The following is an 18,187-nucleotide window of genomic DNA, read 5'->3' on the forward strand; positions in this document are numbered from 1 at the left end:
AGATAGACCATGCCAGAGAACCACATCGCCTCCGCATTTGACCGCGATCTTGAAGACATTCAGGCCCAGATCATGAAAATGGGCGGGCTTGTCGAGCGTGCAATCATCGACGCCGCCGACAGCCTCGCCGCTCGTGACGAGGAAAAAGCTGAAGAAATCAGGCTCAAAGACAAAGAGATCGACGCACTTGAAGAGAAGATCAACGAAGAGAGCGCAACCCTAATTGCCCTGCGCGCCCCCACGGCGATCGATCTGCGCCTCATCCTCTCGGTGCTCAAGATATCGGGCAACCTCGAGCGTATCGGCGACTACGCCAAGAACATGGCCAAGCGCACCTCAGTTCTGGTGCAGCTCACCGAAATCGACGAGGCACATGTCTCGCTCAAACGTATGGCGCGGGATGTCTCCTTGATGCTCAAAGACGCGCTCGACGCCTACATTCGCCGCGACGCCGAGCTCGCACACGACGTGATCCGCCGCGACCGCGAGATTGACCAGCTCTACAACGCACTGTTCCGTGAGTTTCTCACCTTCATGATGGAAGACCCGCGCAACATAACCGCGTGTATGCACTTGCATTTCATCGCCAAGAACACCGAGCGTATGGGCGATCATGTCACCTCGATTGCCGAGCAAACTGTCTATCTCGTGACCGGTGAAAGGCCTGACGAAGCGCGCCAGAAAGAAGACAGAACGTCAGTTGACGCCCGCGTGAGCGAGGTCTGAAACTATGGCGACACGTAGCTCTCAGCCAACGGTTCTTCTGGTCGAAGACGAGCCTGCCCAGCGTGAGGTTCTGGCCTATAATCTTGAGGCCGAGGGCTTTGCTGTCGCGCGCGCTTCGGATGGTGAAGAGGCGTTGCTCTCCGTTAAAGAAGCGCTGCCAGACGTCATCGTGCTCGACTGGATGATGCCCGGCGTTTCGGGAATCGAAGTCTGCCGACGTCTTAAGACTCGTGCTGAAACCCGCGATATTCCGATCATCATGCTCTCGGCACGTTCCGAGGAAGTCGACAAGGTCCGCGGGCTTGAAACCGGCGCAGATGATTACATCGTCAAGCCGTATTCTGTCGCCGAGTTTATGGCGCGGGTGCGCAAAGAGCTCCGCCGCACGCGGCCCTCAACCGTCGGTGAAGAGTTGCGCCATGAGGATATTATGCTCGACGCTCAAACGCACCGCGTTACCCGTGATGGCGCCGAGGTCAAACTCGGCCCAACGGAGTTCCGCCTGCTGGCAACCTTCCTTGAGCGCCCCGGTCGTGTTTACAGCCGCGAGCAACTGCTCGACCGTGTTTGGGGCCGCGACATCTATGTCGACACCCGCACAGTTGATGTTCACATCGGCCGTCTGCGCAAAGCCTTGACGCAATTCGGCGGCGATGATCCTTTGCGCACGGTGCGCGGGGCAGGGTACTCACTTGGCTGACGGCTTTAACGCTTCGGTAATCCGCGCGCGACGTTAACCTGCATTTTGGCCTCAAATTGTCTGCACGCATTATGCACTATGGTATGCACTGCTATATGCACAGCATAGGCCTAACAGTAGATTAACCTTAACATGCGAAACCCGCATCAAACCTATCTTGGCAGCATTTCGTCTTCGTTGATCTCCGTCATCAACCAGTTGCGAAACGCGGTCAGGGCAGGGGCTTTGTGCCGATCTTCCGGCCAGATCAGGTGATAGGCGCCACGGCTGGGGCAAGGCGGCCCAAAGGCCGGCGCCAGCCGCCCTTCAGCGATCTCTTCTCGCGCCAGATATTCGGGGATCAAAGCGATCCCAAGCCCGTGCCGCGCTGCTTGCAGGATGGTTGCGAACTGGTCATATCGCGTGCCCGGCAAGACCGACCGTTCTACACCATGCTGCTCAAACCAGTCATTCCAGGCCTCCGGTCGGGTCTGGATATGCAACAGCGGTTGCTTGCGTAGATCGTCCGGTTCTCGCAGTTGTGTCGCCGCCAGATATTGCGGCGCCGCGACGGGCAAAACTGTTTCGTCCTCAAGCAACATTGATCGAGTATTCGGCCAATCTGCATTGCCAAAAGATAAAGCAGCATCAAAGGGTTCCAAGCCAAAGTCAATGCGGTTGATGCGGGTTGTCATGTTCACTGTCACATCAGGATGCGCACGCGCAAAACGCGGCAGACGAGGCACCAACCAGCGCATGCCGAACGTCGGTAAGATCGCCAGGCTCAAAGCCCCGCCTTCGGGGTTGGTCTGCAACCTGAGAGCCGCGGTTGTCAGCCTATCAAGTGCTTGCCGGACTTCATCGGCGTAGCGCTGTCCTGCTGGTGTAAGCGCCACACGTTTTTTGGTTCGCACAAACAACTCGACACCAAGTTGCGCCTCAAGCGCCTGCAACTGTCGCGACACTGCACTTTGTGTCAGGTTCAGCTCTTCAGCGGCGGCGGTGACGCTCTCAAGCCTTGCAAGGGCTTCAAGGGCTGTAAGGCCGGAGGTCGAGGGCAGGTGGCGGCGTGAGAGGTTCATAGCATTCCGATTTTGCATGAAGTCAGGTGAATTTGTTGTTTTACCATGCGATTTATGAATGTTAAACCATAACCAACTCTTAACACAAAGGACGCCACCATGACCGCGCAACGCCCTGAACTCAAAGCAAAAGATGCTCCCGACCTGTCGAAATTCGACTGGGAAGACCCGCTTTATCTTGACGCCGAGCTTTCTGACGACGAGCGCATGATGGCGGAGGCGGCCAAATCCTATTCGCAGGACAAGCTCGCTCCAAGGGTTACCGAAGCCTATGCAAACGAGACTGTAGCCCCGGAAATCTTTAAGGAAATGGGCGGCATGGGTCTGCTTGGCGTCACAATTCCCGAACAATACGGCGGCCTTGGTGGAAGCTATGTGGCTTACGGCCTTGTCGCACGTGAAGTAGAGCGCGTAGACAGCGGATATCGCTCGATGATGTCGGTTCAGAGCTCGCTGGTGATGTATCCAATTTACGCTTACGGATCGGAAGAACAACGGCAGAAATACCTCCCGAAACTGTCGTCGGGAGAGTATATCGGCTGTTTTGGTCTCACCGAACCTGATGCTGGCTCGGACCCCGCCGGCATGAAAACCCGCGCCGAAAAAACAGCAACGGGCTATAAGCTCACCGGTGCCAAGATGTGGATCTCCAACGCGCCGATCGCTGACGTTTTCGTCGTCTGGGCCAAATCTGACGCGCACGACGGCAAAATCCGCGGCTTTGTGCTCGAGAAAGGGATGAAGGGCCTCAGCGCACCGAAGATCGAAAATAAGATGAGCCTTCGCGCTTCCGTAACCGGCGAAATCATCATGGATGGCGTTGAAGTCGGAGATGACGCAATTCTTCCACATGTTCAAGGCCTTAAAGGCCCCTTTGGATGTTTGAACCGAGCGCGCTACGGTATTGCGTGGGGGGCAATGGGCGCAGCCGAGTTCTGTTGGCATGCGGCGCGTGACTACGGGCTGAGCCGTCATCAGTTCAAACGGCCTCTGGCACAGACACAGCTGTTTCAAAAGAAACTTGCGGACATGCAAACCGAAATCACCTTGGGTCTTCATAGCGCACTGCGCCTTGGTCGGCTGATGGACGAGGCCAAAGCTGCACCGGAAATGATATCGCTTCTCAAGCGTAACAACTGCGGCAAAGCACTTGATATTGCTCGGCATTCTCGCGACATGCACGGTGGCAACGGCATCACGCTTGAATACAATGTTATCCGCCATGTGATGAACCTCGAGACTGTTAACACCTATGAAGGCACGCACGATGTTCATGCGCTTATCCTTGGCAGGGCTCAGACCGGATTGCAGGCGTTTTTCTAATAGAGTCTCATTCTAGAGTTCGCATAATATGTATTATGTTAAATATGTGTGTATTGCATTGGCAGACCCGTGCAATTGGTTAACAATGCCAAGATAAAACTAGGCAATACACATATATGACACTCGCTTCCTTTATTGACCGGCTGACGAACACGCAGAGCGTTGAAGAGCTCTGGAAGCTGCATTGTGAAAAGATGCAATCTTTCGGCTTTGACAAAATCTTCTATGGTTTCACAAACTATCGACTTGGAAGATCACTCGGAGACCCTGAAGATTTCGTTATCCTATCGAACCATGAAACCAGCTATCTCGATTGGTTCATCGGCGAAGCTATGTATTTTCATGCACCAATGGTGCGTTGGGCTCTGAAGAACGAAGGCGTGACCAGTTGGGCGATCGTGCGTTCCATGCTGGAAGCTGGTGAGCTGACGGACAAAGAACAGGATGTTGTGATGCGCAACCAAGCCGAGGGATTTATCAGCGGATATACGATCAGCTTCAAATCTGTGTCTCCGCGCTCCAAAGGCGCTATCGCGCTGACGGGCCCTCGCAATGTGCCTCAAGATGTGATCGATGATATCTGGAGGCGCCACGGAGCCGAGATCGTCGCGATCAATAATGTCGCACATCTCAAGATCTTGTCCCTACCCCACGTTAAACCAACACGTGAGTTAACCAAGCGCCAGCTTGAGGCCTTGCATTGGGTTGGCGACGGCAAAACGACAGCAGATGTTGCCTTGTTGATGGGCTTAACGTCAGCAACTGTGGAAAAGCACCTGCGGTTGGCAAGAGATGTGCTGAGTGTCGAAACAACAGCTCAGGCTGTGCTCAAGTCAGCTTTGCAAAACCAGATGTTTGTCGTCGAATATTGAAAAGGTATGGAATTCCTGACCCTTGGGTATGGAATTCCTGACTTCTCGAAACCGGTGAAAAGGAACATTCTAAACATGTTCCGTGAGTGGAGGCTTCAGCCTTGGAACTTGGATCGTTACCCCCCGAGATTGCGGGGCTCTGCCCTTCCCTGCCGGTATTGAGGTTATTCTTCGCCTAGATGCCGGCAACCCCAAACAAAAACGGCGCCTTCGGTTAAGAAGGCGCCGTTCCAATGTTTCAAGGAAAGAAAAACTAGCCTTTAGCGGCCTTTGCCACTTCCGCAGCAAAGTCTTCTTCTTTCTTCTCGATACCTTCGCCAACTTCCATGCGAACAAAGCCCGTGATCGTGGCGCCTGCGTCTTTTGCTGCTTGCTCGACTGTCAGGTCAGGGTTCACAACAAAGGCTTGGCCGAGAAGCGTGTTTTCCGCCATGAATTTCTTCATGCGGCCAACGATCATCTTCTCGATCACGGCTTCAGGCTTGCCTGATTCACGCGCGATTTCGATCTGGATCGACTTTTCTTTCTCAACCAGCGCCTGATCAAGCGAAGCTTCGTCGAGTGAGGCCGGGTTTGCCGCTGCGATGTGCATTGCGATCATTTTTCCGAAGCCCTCGTCGCCGCCTGTCATGCCAACAAGCACACCGATCTTGCCCATACCTGGCACAACGGCGTTGTGGATGTAGGAAACAACAATGTCGCCTTCAACGCTGGCCATCCGGCGCAATGACATGTTCTCGCCGATGGTGGCGATCTTGTCAGTGATAACTTCTGAAACGGGCTTGCCGTCGATCTTAGCCGCCGCCAGAGCGTCAACATCGGCAACGCCGGTTGCCGCATCGGCGATCTTGCCAACCATTTCCTGGAACTCGGCGTTCTTACCGACAAAGTCAGTTTCCGAGTTCACTTCAACGGCCACGCCCTTTTTGCCGTCAACACTGACAGCGACAAGGCCCTCTGCCGCGATACGGCCAGATTTCTTAGCCGCTTTCGCAAGGCCTTTGGTGCGCAGCCAGTCAACGGCAGCTTCCATGTCGCCGTTGGTTTCGGTCAGCGCTTTTTTCGCGTCCATCATGCCTGCGGCGGTGCTGTCACGCAGTTCTTTCACCATTGCTGCTGTAATAGCCATCTTGGTTCTCCTAGAATAAATCAGTGGGGTTGCAGGCGCGCCTCAAAGCACGCCTGCGCAAAGCTTAGGCTTTGGCTTCTTCTGCGGGAGCTTCAGCAACGGCTTCTGCTGGAGCCGCAACTTCTTCAACCGGAGCTTCTTCCATTGCGCCGATGTCGACACCTGCTGCGCCCATTTGGGCTGACATGCCGTCAAGCGCCGCACGTGCTACCAGATCTGTATAAAGAGCGATGGCGCGCGCTGCGTCATCGTTGCCCGGGATGATGTAGTCAACGCCGTCTGGTGAGCAGTTGGTGTCAACCACAGCCACAACAGGAATGCCGAGCTTGTTGGCTTCTGCAATCGCGAGGGATTCTTTCTTAACGTCGATGACGAAGAGAAGGTCGGGCACGCCGCCCATTTCGCGGATACCGCCAAGAGAGGCTTGCAGCTTCTGTTGGTCACGTTCCATGCCGAGGCGTTCTTTTTTGGTCAGCCCGTCAAAACCTGTTTCGAACTTCTCGTCGATTGATTTCAAGCGGTTGATCGACTTTGAAACTGTTTGCCAGTTTGTCAGTGTGCCGCCGAGCCAACGGTGGTTCATGTAATACTGAGCACATTTCTCTGCGGCTTCGGCAACAGGCGTAGCAGCCTGACGCTTGGTGCCAACGAAGAGAACGCGGCCGCCTTTGGCAACTGTGTCACGCACAGCTGTCAGAGCTTGGTCAAGCATTGGCAATGTTTGTGTGAGGTCCATAATATGGATGCCGTTACGCGCACCATAGATGAACGGACCCATACGTGGGTTCCAACGCTGTGTTTGGTGGCCGAAGTGTACGCCTGCTTCAAGCAGTTGGCGCATGGTGAACTCTGGAAGAGCCATGTCTTTTTCCTTTCCGGTTTAGCCTCGACACGGGGAGAGAAGCGGATGCTTCAACCGGTGGACTGTCAGGGATTTCTCCCCCGATAGCCCGCCCATGTCTGCGGTATGAATAGCGCGCATATAAGCGAGCCCCCTGCCCTTGGCAAGTCCTTTTGTGTCTTGGCATTGACCTCCGTTCGCGGCATCTAAGACTTATGAACAACACGCAACAAGAAATACTCTGCATCGGCTCAGTTCTTTGGGACATTATCGGCCGTTCTACCCGCCAGATGCGTCAGGGCTCGGATGTTCCGGGCCGTATCCGGCGTTTGCCCGGCGGTGTGGCAATGAATATTGCAATGACGCTTGCACGGCACGGCCTTAAGCCGTCATTGCTGAGCGCGCTCGGGCGTGACGCTGAGGGTGATGAGCTTGCCGTGTTCTGCGAAGGCCGCGGTATTGGCTTTGAGCATATCTACCGCTCCGACAGCTTACCAACCGACAGTTACATGGCCGTTGAAGGCAGCAACGGCTTGATTGCCGCAATCGCTGATGCGCATTCGTTAGAGGCCGCTGGCGAGGCCATTCTGGCGCCATTGTTTGATGGCACTTTGGGCAGCGATGATGCGCCTTACATCGGGCCAATCGCTCTTGATGGAAATTTGACGGCCGGTTTGCTGGCCAAAATCTGTGAGAGCGCTGCGTTTTCCAAGGCTGATTTGCGTATCGCCCCCGCGTCGCCGGGTAAAGCGGAACGTCTCAAAGCCGTTATGCAGCACCCCAATGCGACGCTTTATGTGAACTGCGAAGAAGCCGGGTATCTCTGTGACGCCGAGTTTACCGAGGCCAGAAACGCCGCTCTTGCGCTTGTCGCAACCGGTGCGCACCGCGCAATTGTAACCAACGGCTCGGAGGCGGCCTGTGATTGCTCGCCTGAAGGCACGTTTGAAGCCCAGCCACCCTCGGTTAAGGCGCTGCAAATCACGGGCGCGGGAGACACTTTTATGGCAGCGCATATCGCTGCAGAACTCGCCGGAGATGCCCCCGCAGCAGCGTTGCAGGCTGCACAAAACAAAGCCGCCGCCTATGTCGCAGGAGACGAAACCAATGTTTGAAATTTCCTTTAGTCCTGAAGTCGTTGAAGCGCGCAATGCCGGCACACCTGTCGTTGCGCTTGAAAGCACGATCATCACCCATGGCATGCCCTACCCTCAGAACCTTGAGACGGCTCGATTGGTTGAACAAACGGTGCGTGAGAGCGGTGCCGTTCCCGCGACAATCGCGGTTATGTCTGGTGTACTGAAAGTGGGCCTGACGGATGCAGAGCTTGAAACGCTGGCGCAACTGGAAAACGTCGCGAAGCTTAGCCGCGCCGATTTGCCTGCCTGCATCGCCACGCGCGGCAACGGCGCGACGACGGTTGCGGCCACAATGATCGCCGCTGCGCGCGCAGGCATCAGTGTTTTTGCCACAGGCGGTATCGGCGGTGTGCACCAAGGTGCGGAGCTTAGCTTCGATATCTCGGCAGACTTGCAAGAGCTCGCGCAAACTGCTGTCACGGTTGTCGCGGCGGGTGCGAAAGCGATCCTGGATATTCCCAAAACGCTTGAAGTGCTCGAAACGCTTGGTGTGCCTGTCATCGCCTATGGGCAAGACCAAATCCCTGCGTTCTGGTCTCGCGCATCGGGCCTGAAAGCCCCCATCCGGATGAACGAGGCCGAAGCGATTGCTGCGGCTCACCTCACGCGCGTGGCGATGGAGGTTCCTGGCGGCCAACTTGTCTGTAACCCCGTGCCCGAGGCCAGTGAGATATCACAGGCTGACATGCAGCCCGTTATTGCCCAAGCGCAGGCCGAGGCGGCAGCTCAAAATGTTGTTGGCAAAGCTGTTACACCCTTCCTGCTTCAACGCATTTTCGAGCTCACAGAGGGCCGGTCGCTTGAAACCAATATTGCTCTGGTGCTCAACAATGCGCAGCTGGCGTCTAAAATTGCGGCGCAAATAGCAATGATAGGCCCGAAAAGCAGCTAAACTGATTGTTTTGTAAGACTTTACCTCCTACATGGGATGAGAAGCATGGACGTTTGACCCTATGAACACCCCTTTTGACGAAGAGCCGACATCCTCCAAGAAACGCGGTGGTTTGTTTTCCAATTTACGCTCGTCATTTCTGACTGGTCTGATTGTGATTGCGCCGATCGCTTTCACGATCTGGCTCTTGTGGTCGTTTATCGGTTGGGTTGACGGGTTTGTGCTGCCGTTTGTGCCGCGCAGTTATCAGCCGGAAGAACTTCTGAACCGCTGGCTCGGGCGTGACCGCAATACCGAAGAGTGGATTGTGGTTAACATCCGCGGCGTTGGTGTCGTTGTCTTCCTGACGTTTACGATCTTCGTGGGCTATCTTGCCAAGGGCCTTATGGGCCGTTCACTGCTGGCCTATGCCGAGACACTGCTTGAGCGTGTGCCGGTTGTGCGCACTATCTATAATGCCGTAAAACAGATCGCCGAGACGGTGTTCACCCAGTCAGAGCGCTCGTTTGAGAAGGCCTGCCTCATTGAGTATCCGCGCAAAGGCATTTGGGCGATCGGCTTTATCTCGACCACGGCCAAAGGCGAGATAAAGGCCAAGGCGCACACGGGCGGTGAGCTGATGTCGATTTTCCTGCCGACAACGCCAAACCCGACTTCGGGCTTCTTGTTGTTCTTGCCAAAGTCAGATGTGATCGAGCTTGATATGACCGTTGAAGACGCCGCCAAACTGGTGATTTCCGCGGGTCTCGTCTACCCCAACGGTAAAGATCCGAGCAAGTCGGTTGAAGAAAAACTCAGCTAAACATAGCTCTGAGGTCAACTGACGAGCGCTTGCCGATATCGGCTTTGTGCTTGGCCAGAAAGGCGCCAGCTGCGTCCTGCCCCGCGATCTTCAACCGTGAGAGGACAGCAGGAATTGGCATCATTTTGGTGGCAACACTCAGGTCATTCATCAAGGCGTCATCAGCGATCATATGCACACGCAGACGTTTCATGCGCCCCTCGGTAAGTGTGCCTTCGTCGATCAACCGCGACACAAAGTCTATCGCCCGTAGCTCTCGCAATAGCGAGGTGTTAAAGCTGATCTCGTTGATCCGGTTGCGGATTTCCTGTGGTGTGCGCGGTATCGCGTCGCGTTCAAGCGGGTTGATGTTGATCACCAGAATGTCGTCAGGCAGCTCTGCGTCATAGAGCGGAAACAACGGCGGGTTGCCAGTATAGCCGCCGTCCCAATAGGCCTCGGTGCGGCCTGTGTTTGGGTCTTCAATTTCAACCGCGCGGTAGAGTGTCGGCAGGCACGCCGAGGCGAGGATGGCGTCGGCGCTTATCTCGTTACCTGCGAAAACTCGTGCCTTGCCACTGCGCACATTGGTTGCGCCAACATAAAACGCCGGCCCGACTGAGGCACAAATTCGCTTGAAATCAAGCTCTTCGACGAGTGCGCGCAACGGGTTGCTGATGACAGGCATGCTGTAGGGCGAGAACATGTTGTTCCACGCATCAGTCATTGCAAACATAGGAGAGTTTCCGAGCGCGGCTGAAATTGCCCGGGTTTGCGTCAGGCCGAACCAAGCCGGCAGGTTGCTGTCGTCAATCGCGCCGATCCGCTTCCAGAGCCACTCCAGGTTTTCACGCGCGCCCTCTGCCCCACCCGTGGCAAGACCGGCCTTAAGTGCCGCCCCGTTGAGTGCGCCAGCCGAGGTGCCGGAGATACCTGTGATCTCAATGTCGGGCTCTTGCAGGAGCCGATCAAGCACCCCCCAAGTGAAGGCGCCGTGTGCGCCTCCGCCTTGTAAGGCAAGGTTAAGCTTCAGGGTCAAAGCGCTGTCCAGCCGCCGTCAACGCTGATGGTTGTTCCGGTAATCTGCGCAGCAGCATCAGATGCGAGGAAAACCGCTGTGCCGCCGAGCTGTTCGACCGTGGCGAACTCTTTAGAGGGTTGGCGTGTGAGCATGACATTCTTGATCACGTCTTCGCGGCTCATGTCATATTCCTTCATCGTGTCGGGAATTTGCGCTTCAACAAGCGGCGTCAAAACATAACCCGGGCAAATCGCATTGGCGGTGATCGGTTCCTGTGCGGTTTCGAGTGCCGTTGTTTTGGTGAGGCCAACAACACCGTGTTTTGCCGCGACATAGGCTGACTTGAAGGGCGAGGCCGTGAGGCCATGCGCCGAAGCGATGTTGATCACCCTACCCCAACCTGCCTTGCGCATCATCGGCAATGCAGCAGCGGTGGTGTGGAAGTTCGAGCTCAGGTTGATGGCGATGATCGCGTCCCACTTGCCTTCGGGGAACTCGTCAACAGGCGCGACATGCTGGATACCGGCGTTGTTCACCAGAATATCACAGCGGCCAGCTTTCGTGATCAGCGCACGGCATTGATCACCTTTTGACATATCAGCCTGAATATAACGGGCTGTGGTGCCGGTTTCCTTGCTGATCGCATCTGCGATGGCGTGGTCTTCCGGCGTGTCGGTGAAAGAGTTGAGGACAACGTCAGCCCCTGCGCGGGCCATTTCCCAAGCGACGCCTAGGCCGATGCCCGAGTTTGATCCGGTGATGATTGCGGTTTTGCCTGCGAGTGTCACGACGCTCTCTCCTTTATGTTGCAACTGCAGCATAGAGCGTTGTAAAGGGGCGTGCCAGACCAAAGCCAGTGAGCAGCTCCTGAGCAGCCCCGCCTACCCTAAAGCCAAAAAAAACGCCAGCACAAGGCTGGCGTCAAGTTATTGAGGCAGGTTTCATACAGGCAAGAAACCTATCGAGCAGTGAGACCTTTATAAGCTTTCTAAGACGTTAGGCCAAGCTAAAAGTTTGTATTGGCTTTTACCGCCCGTTAGGGTTTGCGTTAACAAAACAAGGTTGCAGCGGGATTGTCGTCAAAATGAGATCAGTTTTTTTCCAAGTGCTGGCAGGGATTTGCGGCACAATCTTCAGCTTCTCTCATGCGATTCCCGCGCTCGCTGAGCAGCACGTCGGGCCGCAGCATGGCATAGCTATGTATGGCTCTCCCGCTCTACCACCAGATTTTGTAGCCCTGCCCTATGTGAACGCAGATGCGCCAAAAGGCGGTGTCTACAAAACCGGCAACACGGGAGGCTTTGACAGCCTCAATCCGTTCATCCGAAAAGGCACCACGCCATGGCAGCTTCGGTTTATGGCATACGAGTCGTTAATGGGCCGTAACTGGGACGAACCTTTCGCGCTTTACGGGCTTCTGGCCGAATCGGTCGAGACCGGAAACGACCGCAAATGGGTTGAGTTTACCCTGCGCGAGGAAGCCCGATTCTCTGATGGCAGCCCGGTGACTGTAGAAGATGTGATCTGGAGCTTCGAGACGCTCGGAACCAAGGGCCATGCGCGGTATCGAGGATTGCACAGCCAGATTGACAGCATCGAACAAACCGGCCCGCGCAAAGTGAAGTTCACGTTCAATGTGCAAAACCGAGAGTTGGCGCTGATCACCGGATTGCGTCCGATTTTGAAAAAGGCGCAATGGGAGGGTAAGGATTTCACCAAATCCGGCTTTGATGTCGCTCCGATCGGCTCGGCACCCTATGTGATCGGTGAATATCAACCCAACCGCTTTATGTCGCTCAAACGCAACCCCGACTACTGGGGCAAAGACCTGCCGCTCATGCAGGGTGTTGCCAACTTCGACGAGCTGCGCATCGAGTTTTTTGGCGACAGCTCGGTGCAGCTTGAAGCTTTCAAGGCCGGTGTCTTGAACGTGCAACGAGAGTATAATGCCAACAGATGGCGGGTTTCTTACGACTTCCCTGCCCGCACCCGCGGCGATGTTATCTTGTCAGAATTTCAAGACGGGAAGCCTTCGGGCATAACTGGGTTTGTGATCAATACACGTAAAGACAAGTTTAAGGACTGGCGGGTTCGGGAAGCTTTGATCCTCGCATTTAACTTCGAATTTATGAACGAAGTGGTAACGGGCGGTTCGCAACAACGGATCACCTCGTATTTTTCGGGCACCGAACTGGGCATGCAACACGGCCCGGCGGAGGGGCGGGTCAAGGCTCTGCTCGAGCCTTTCGCCGAAGATCTGATCCCCGGTGTTATGAGTGGTTATGCCCTGCCTGAAGGTGACGGCAACAAGCGCAACCGCAAGAACCTCAAGCTGGCGGCGGCGCTGCTAAAGGAGGCTGGCTGGACAGTCACTGATGGTATCCTGCGCAATGCCGACGGCGAGGCCTTCGAGTTCAGCATTCTACTGCCTTTGGGCGCCGGCGAACTCAAAGCTTTTGGCGAAATCTACGTGCAGGCTTTGGCGCGTTTGGGCATTACCGCGCGTATCGAAACTGTTGACAATGCTCAATTTTTTGCCCGTGAAGGCAGCTATGATTTTGACATGACGAGCATCAGACGCGGGTTTACTCTCAGCCCGGGGAACGAGCAGATGACATACTGGGGCCACCGCGGCGTTGAGGAGCAGGGTTCGCGCAACCTGATGGGCATGAACGTGCCAGCGGCTGAAGCGATGATCGAAACGATGGTCGCCACCGACGACAAAGAAGAGTTTGTAGCGGCTGTGCGGGCACTTGACCGTATCCTTACGGCGGGGCGATATGTGATCCCGACTTTTGCTTTTGGCACCACGCGGATTGCTCATGCTAAAGAGCTTAAACACCCTGAGTATGTGCCTGTGAACGGGGCCGGCTACTGGGTCGCGCCGCCTGTGTGGTGGTATGAAGAGTAAACACAGCGCACGCTGTGGTTAACGCCGAAATCTGCGAGTCACTCTCATGTGACTTGCGTGCATACTGCAGTACATACCACAGTGCATAATGCGTGCAGACAGTTTCGCTGGCAGTGTATGTCCTTAATTTCTTAAGGCTGCGCGCGCAGCATGTTTTTTACAAAACTATCACTGGCGCATCACATCTATTTCGGGTAATTCCGAAATATGAATTATGATCTCGCTTCTCAACTGTCGGCTTTAAGCCATCCGCAACGTCTTGACGTGTTCAAGTTGTTGCTACGGCGCTACCCTGATGAACTGCCTGCTGGCGAAATTGCTCAGGTGAGCGGCCTTAAAGCGAGCTCGCTGTCTGATCATCTGGCGGCCCTTCGCAAAGCCGCGCTGGCCAAGGTGCGGCGCGAGGGCACCAGCTTGCACTACAGTGTTGATCTGGACGGAACGCGCGCCCTCAACAAAGGCCTGTTCAGCGGCTGCTGCCGCAACCGTGCCGATTTGTGTGATTTCACCCAACCCCTGTCAGGCAACAAGGAGACCCCCATGCCGACACCACCATATAAGGTTTTGTTCATCTGCTCGGGAAACTCGGCACGTTCGATCATGGCTGAGACGATCCTGCGTGATCTGGGCGAAGGCCTGTTTGAGGCCTACTCCGCCGGCGCAAAACCAAGCTCGAAGCTCAATGATTTCACTGTCGAGATTTTGAGCGCCAAAGGCCATGATGTATCGCCGCTCTACGCCAAGAACCTTAGCGAGTTCCAAAAGACGGATGCGCCGAAGTTCGACTTTGTGTTTACCGTCTGTGACGATGCCGCAAACGAGGAGTGCCCCGCTTGGCCCGGCCAGCCGGTGACCGCGCATTGGGGCATGCCTGACCCTGTGAAAGCGACGGGAACCGAGGCTGAAAAGCGGCTGGCGTTTCAGCAAGCCTATGGCACCTTGCAAAACCGTCTGAAGGCCTTTGTGGTTTTGCCGATCGACACACTCAACGCGATTTCACTGCAACATGCGGCTGATGATATCGGCAAAGGCGCTCTTCTTTCCGAGGATAAAACCCAGTGAATATACTTGTTTTATGCACTGGCAATTCGGCGCGCTCAATTTTGCTTGAGGCGATACTCACCGCCCAAAGCGGCGGCGCGGTTACGGCCTATTCTGCGGGGTCACAGCCAGCGGGCAAAGTTCATCCTCAATCGCTCAAGCTGCTCGCACGCGAGGGCTATGATGTGTCGGGTGCGCGCTCCAAGAGCTGGGACGAGTTCGCCCTGCCCGACGCCCCCAAGATGGATGCCGTGATCACGGTGTGCGGTTCTGCCGCCGAAGAGACCTGCCCGATGTGGCCGGGCGTGCCCCTGCGCACGCATTGGGGTGTTGAAGACCCGGCCGCCGCGCTTGAGCCGGACTGGGAAGAGGCTTTTGCCAGCGCTTACGCGACACTCAAACGCCGCGCTGAGGCCTTTCTTGAAGGCCCGATCGAGACGATGAGTGCTGAACAACTGAAACGGCATCTTGATGCCTGCGCGACGATTAGCGCGTGAAGATAGGAAAGTAACATGGGAATTTTTGAACGCTACCTGACCGTCTGGGTCGGGCTTTGCATTGTCGCCGGGGTGATCCTTGGCAACCTCGTACCAGGTGTGTTTGCTGGCATTGCGGCGCTGGAAGTGGCGCATGTGAACCTTGTGATAGCGGTGCTGATCTGGGTGATGATCTTCCCGATGATGGTGCAGATAGATTTTGGCGCAATCAAGGATGTGGGCAAGTCACCCAAGGGGTTGATCCTGACTTTGATTGTGAACTGGCTGATCAAGCCTTTCACCATGGCCGCGCTTGGCTGGTTGTTCTTTCGGGTCTTTTTTGCGGGGTTTGTCGACTATGACACTGCGGGTGAATACATCGCCGGGATGATCTTGCTTGGTGTGGCGCCCTGCACGGCGATGGTTTTTGTCTGGAGTCAGCTCACCAAGGGTGATCCGAACTACACCTTGGTGCAAGTCTCGGTGAACGATGTGATCATGATCTTCGCCTTCGCCCCGTTGGCCGCGATTTTGCTCGGCATTTCCGATGTGACAGTGCCTTGGGAGACATTGTTTTTCTCGGTTGTGCTTTACGTGGTGTTGCCCCTGCTGGCCGGTGTGATCGCGCGCAAGATGCTGGAGCGTGGTGGTGAGCATCAAGTCGAGAGTTTTCTGGTGCGTATCAAGCCTTGGTCAGTGATCGGGCTGCTTTCAACAGTGTTGATCCTGTTTGGCTTTCAGGCCGAAACCATTCTGGCCAAGCCACAAGCGATTGTGCTGATCGCCATTCCGCTGATCATCCAGAGCTATGGCATATTTGCGGTGACATATGCTGTCGCGCTGAAGATGAAGCTGCCACACAACATTGCGGCGCCAGCTTGCATGATCGGCACTTCCAATTTCTTCGAGCTTGCGGTTGCTGTGGCGATTTCACTGTTTGGCCTGCACTCGGGTGCGGCATTGGCGACAGTCGTTGGTGTGTTGGTTGAGGTTCCGGTGATGCTGTCGCTGGTCGGTTTTGCCAATCGCACGCGGCATTGGTTCGGTTGAAACTCAGCTCAAAGACGTCACCCAAAGCACGGTGGCGTCTTCGGCACTGACCGACACGAGGTTGTGGCCCATCGAAGCGTCGTAATAGGCGCTGTCGCCGCGGCGCATTTCGACCGGTTCATAGAACTCGGTATAGAGCCGCGCGACGCCTGTCAGCACATAGAGAAACTCTTCGCCGTCATGGCGCACCCAGCCGTCAAACTCGCTCATGTCGCGGGCGTGAATGCGCGCACTATAGGGCAGCATCTTTTTGTTGCTGATCCCCTCGGCGAGCAGCCCGTGCTCATATGTTGTGGTCAGGTGGCGCGCGCCTTCGCCTGACTTTGTCACGCTCATGCGGCCTGTCACCTGGTTGTTTTCCGGCGGCGTAAACAGCTGCGGCACCGAGATTTCAAGGCCGGTTGCCAGCTTTTTGAGCGCTTCAAAAGTCGGAGACATCTGGCCATTCTCGATCTTGGAGAGGGTCGAGCGCGCAAGGCCGGCCTGTTTGCTGGCTTGCTCAAGCGTCAGACCAAGCGACTTGCGCAACTCGCGCACCCGCGCGCCAAGATCAAGCTCGGCTGTATGCGGGCTTTCGCCGTTTTCGCGGGCAATGCGGATGAGTGTCGTCGGGGCGTGTGTATCGGTCATGGCGCGTTCATAGGCGTGCAAGCAGGCACTTGCAACTCGCGCGCGTGCGGCCTAGCACATGAGCATGCTTTCTATATCTGATACCGGCGTGCAAGCGCCCTGCCCCAGCCCCTTCAACTTTGCTCGACATGTCTTGGCAGGCGCAAAAGGCCGCGAGGCAAAAACCGCCCTTGAAGTGATGTCACACGACCACGACGAGAGCTGGACTTTTGGCGCGCTCGAACAAGCGGTGCGCGGCATTGGCACAGGCTTGCTTGAAGCCGGATTACGCGAGGGCGACATCGTGTTGTTGCGGCTTGGCAATCATGTCAGCTTCCCTTTGGCGCATTTGGCTGCAATCGCCGTCGGGCTTGTGCCTGTGCCGACATCGGCGCAGCTTACCGAGGGCGAGGTCTCCAAGATGATCAACGAGTTGTCACCCGCTGCGGTGATCGTTGGCGAGGGTATCACCTGCCCTGAAGGTGACTTCTTGCGGCTCACAGAAACCCAGATGCAAGCGATGCATGTGCTTGCGCCTTGTGACTTCTCGATGGGTGATCCCGACAGGCTGGCCTACATCGTTTACACCTCTGGCACCTCGGGCAAACCGCGTGCTGTTATGCATGCACATCGCGCCGTTTGGGCGCGGCAAATGATGATCCGTGACTGGTATGAGCTTAGCGACAGTGACCGCCTCTGTCATGCGGGGGCGTTCAACTGGACATACACTCTTGGCACGGGGTTGATGGACCCTTGGAGCGTTGGTGCAACAGCTTTGATACCGGCTGAAGGCGTGATGCCCGAGCAGATTGCCGGCTTGATGAAAGCGCACAAGGCAACAATTTTTGCCGCTGCACCCGGGGTTTACCGGAAGATGTTAAAGTCGGGAAATGCGCTTGATCTGCCAGACTTGCGACACGGGCTATCGGCTGGCGAGAAGCTTAGCGAGACCATCAGGCAAGATTGGCGGGCCGCGACAGGCTGCGAGATCTATGAGGCGTTTGGCATGTCGGAATGCTCGACATTCCTTTCCAGTTCCCCCAGCCGGCCCGCGACGAATGCGAGCTTGGGGCATGCTCAGAACGGGCGGTGCGTCGCGATTGTTGGCGATGACGGCCCGCTGCCGCGCGGTGAAACAGGCCAGATCGCCATTCACCATCAAGACGCGGGTCTGATGCTTGGCTACTTTGGCGCCGAGGCCGAAACCCGCCAGCGCTTTCAAGGCGACTGGTTTTTGACCGGCGACTTGGGGGTGATGCATGAAGACGGGCAAATAGCTTACAAAGGCCGCGCAGATGACATGATGAATGCAGGTGGTTACCGCGTTTCGCCTGTTGAAGTTGAACAAGCGTTGCAGGGTTTTGCTGGCCTCACAGCACTGGCCGTGACCGATGTTGAAGTGAAAGCCGATGTGCGCGTTATCGGCTGCTTTTACACGAGTGAGAGTGACGTTGATGAGGCGGCGCTAAAGGCCTTCGCCCAAGCGACACTTGCAGCTTACAAGCAGCCCAAGCTTTACAGGCGACTCGATAGCCTGCCGACGGGGCCGAACAACAAGATCAGGCGCGCGGCGCTTAAGACACTCACGTTGAAGTGAGCCTGCCTGCTTTGGGGC

General features: G+C 55.9%; 18 protein-coding genes. 12 read left to right on the forward strand and 6 right to left on the reverse strand.

The genetic code is table 11. The features are described from left to right. Positions 1–9: 9 nt before the first annotated feature. Positions 10–726 carry a phosphate signaling complex protein PhoU gene (gene phoU, locus KO498_RS11120; protein ID WP_215959963.1) on the forward strand — a complete coding sequence of 239 codons (717 nt, stop codon included), beginning with the start codon at positions 10–12 and terminating at the stop codon, positions 724–726. A gap of 4 nt (positions 727–730) precedes the next feature. Next, positions 731–1,426 (forward strand): phosphate regulon transcriptional regulator PhoB, encoded by a 696-nt coding sequence (gene phoB, locus KO498_RS11125; RefSeq protein WP_215959964.1) that lies wholly within the window; start codon positions 731–733, stop codon positions 1,424–1,426. Between the two features lie 152 nt (positions 1,427–1,578). On the opposite strand, the gene gcvA is transcribed toward phoB, so the two are convergent. Further along, positions 1,579–2,487, reverse strand: coding sequence for a transcriptional regulator GcvA (gcvA, locus tag KO498_RS11130; RefSeq protein ID WP_215959965.1), 909 nt, complete (start codon positions 2,485–2,487; stop codon positions 1,579–1,581). Positions 2,488–2,586: 99 nt separating this feature from the next. On the opposite strand from gcvA, the gene KO498_RS11135 reads away from it, so the two are divergent. Both KO498_RS11135 and KO498_RS11140 read left to right on the forward strand, forming a co-directional pair. Continuing rightward, positions 2,587–3,810: an acyl-CoA dehydrogenase gene (locus tag KO498_RS11135; protein ID WP_215959966.1), complete on the forward strand. Its 1,224-nt coding sequence runs from the start codon at positions 2,587–2,589 to the stop codon at positions 3,808–3,810. Between the two features lie 116 nt (positions 3,811–3,926). Continuing rightward, positions 3,927–4,682 (forward strand): helix-turn-helix transcriptional regulator, encoded by a 756-nt coding sequence (locus tag KO498_RS11140; protein WP_215959967.1) that lies wholly within the window; start codon positions 3,927–3,929, stop codon positions 4,680–4,682. 253 nt (positions 4,683–4,935) lie between these two features. On the opposite strand, the gene tsf is transcribed toward KO498_RS11140, so the two are convergent. Together tsf and rpsB are read right to left on the reverse strand one after the other, a co-directional pair. Then, positions 4,936–5,811, reverse strand: coding sequence for a translation elongation factor Ts (gene tsf, locus KO498_RS11145; protein WP_215959968.1), 876 nt, complete (start codon positions 5,809–5,811; stop codon positions 4,936–4,938). Between the two features lie 64 nt (positions 5,812–5,875). Further along, positions 5,876–6,673, reverse strand: a complete 798-nt coding sequence (gene rpsB / locus KO498_RS11150) for a 30S ribosomal protein S2 (RefSeq protein ID WP_215959969.1) — start codon at positions 6,671–6,673, stop codon at positions 5,876–5,878. Between the two features lie 194 nt (positions 6,674–6,867). Here rpsB and KO498_RS11155 point away from each other — a divergent pair, with 194 nt between their 5' ends. The 3 genes from KO498_RS11155 (at position 6,868) to KO498_RS11165 (ending at position 9,485) form a co-directional block, all read left to right on the forward strand. Continuing rightward, the gene (locus tag KO498_RS11155) at positions 6,868–7,767 is read left to right on the forward strand and encodes a PfkB family carbohydrate kinase (protein ID WP_215959970.1); all 900 of its coding nucleotides are present in this window, start codon (positions 6,868–6,870) and stop codon (positions 7,765–7,767) included. Continuing rightward, positions 7,760–8,683, forward strand: a complete 924-nt coding sequence (locus KO498_RS11160) for a pseudouridine-5'-phosphate glycosidase (RefSeq protein WP_215959971.1) — start codon at positions 7,760–7,762, stop codon at positions 8,681–8,683. The genes KO498_RS11155 and KO498_RS11160 overlap by 8 nt, the downstream gene beginning before the upstream one ends. 61 nt (positions 8,684–8,744) lie before the next feature. Continuing rightward, positions 8,745–9,485: a DUF502 domain-containing protein gene (locus tag KO498_RS11165; protein WP_215959972.1), complete on the forward strand. Its 741-nt coding sequence runs from the start codon at positions 8,745–8,747 to the stop codon at positions 9,483–9,485. Here the strand turns inward: KO498_RS11165 and KO498_RS11170 are convergent. Beyond that, positions 9,478–10,503 carry a patatin-like phospholipase family protein gene (locus KO498_RS11170; RefSeq protein WP_215959973.1) on the reverse strand — a complete coding sequence of 342 codons (1,026 nt, stop codon included), beginning with the start codon at positions 10,501–10,503 and terminating at the stop codon, positions 9,478–9,480. The two genes, KO498_RS11165 and KO498_RS11170, sit on opposite strands and share 8 nt — an antisense overlap. Further along, positions 10,500–11,273, reverse strand: coding sequence for a 3-hydroxybutyrate dehydrogenase (locus tag KO498_RS11175; RefSeq protein WP_215959974.1), 774 nt, complete (start codon positions 11,271–11,273; stop codon positions 10,500–10,502). Before KO498_RS11175 ends, KO498_RS11170 begins: the two co-directional genes overlap by 4 nt. Positions 11,274–11,569: 296 nt before the next feature. On the opposite strand from KO498_RS11175, the gene KO498_RS11180 reads away from it, so the two are divergent. From KO498_RS11180 to arsB, 4 genes are all read left to right on the forward strand, one after another. Then, on the forward strand, positions 11,570–13,396 hold the full coding sequence (locus KO498_RS11180) for an extracellular solute-binding protein (RefSeq protein ID WP_215959975.1): 1,827 nt from the start codon (positions 11,570–11,572) through the stop codon (positions 13,394–13,396). Positions 13,397–13,603: 207 nt separating this feature from the next. After that, positions 13,604–14,458, forward strand: coding sequence for a metalloregulator ArsR/SmtB family transcription factor (locus tag KO498_RS11185; protein ID WP_215959976.1), 855 nt, complete (start codon positions 13,604–13,606; stop codon positions 14,456–14,458). Continuing rightward, on the forward strand, positions 14,455–14,934 hold the full coding sequence (locus KO498_RS11190; RefSeq protein ID WP_215959977.1) for an arsenate reductase ArsC: 480 nt from the start codon (positions 14,455–14,457) through the stop codon (positions 14,932–14,934). The genes KO498_RS11185 and KO498_RS11190 overlap by 4 nt, the downstream gene beginning before the upstream one ends. A 15-nt stretch (positions 14,935–14,949) precedes the next feature. Continuing rightward, positions 14,950–15,963: an ACR3 family arsenite efflux transporter gene (arsB, locus tag KO498_RS11195; RefSeq protein WP_215959978.1), complete on the forward strand. Its 1,014-nt coding sequence runs from the start codon at positions 14,950–14,952 to the stop codon at positions 15,961–15,963. A gap of 3 nt (positions 15,964–15,966) precedes the next feature. Here the strand turns inward: arsB and KO498_RS11200 are convergent, their stop codons facing one another. Then, the gene (locus tag KO498_RS11200; RefSeq protein ID WP_215959979.1) at positions 15,967–16,593 is read right to left on the reverse strand and encodes a helix-turn-helix domain-containing protein; all 627 of its coding nucleotides are present in this window, start codon (positions 16,591–16,593) and stop codon (positions 15,967–15,969) included. Positions 16,594–16,657: 64 nt separating this feature from the next. On the opposite strand from KO498_RS11200, the gene KO498_RS11205 reads away from it, so the two are divergent. Continuing rightward, positions 16,658–18,169 carry a class I adenylate-forming enzyme family protein gene (locus tag KO498_RS11205; RefSeq protein ID WP_215959980.1) on the forward strand — a complete coding sequence of 504 codons (1,512 nt, stop codon included), beginning with the start codon at positions 16,658–16,660 and terminating at the stop codon, positions 18,167–18,169. Positions 18,170–18,187: the final 18 nt, after the last annotated feature.

Source organism: Lentibacter algarum, from assembly GCF_018860975.1.
Taxonomy (GTDB): domain Bacteria; phylum Pseudomonadota; class Alphaproteobacteria; order Rhodobacterales; family Rhodobacteraceae; genus Lentibacter; species Lentibacter algarum_A.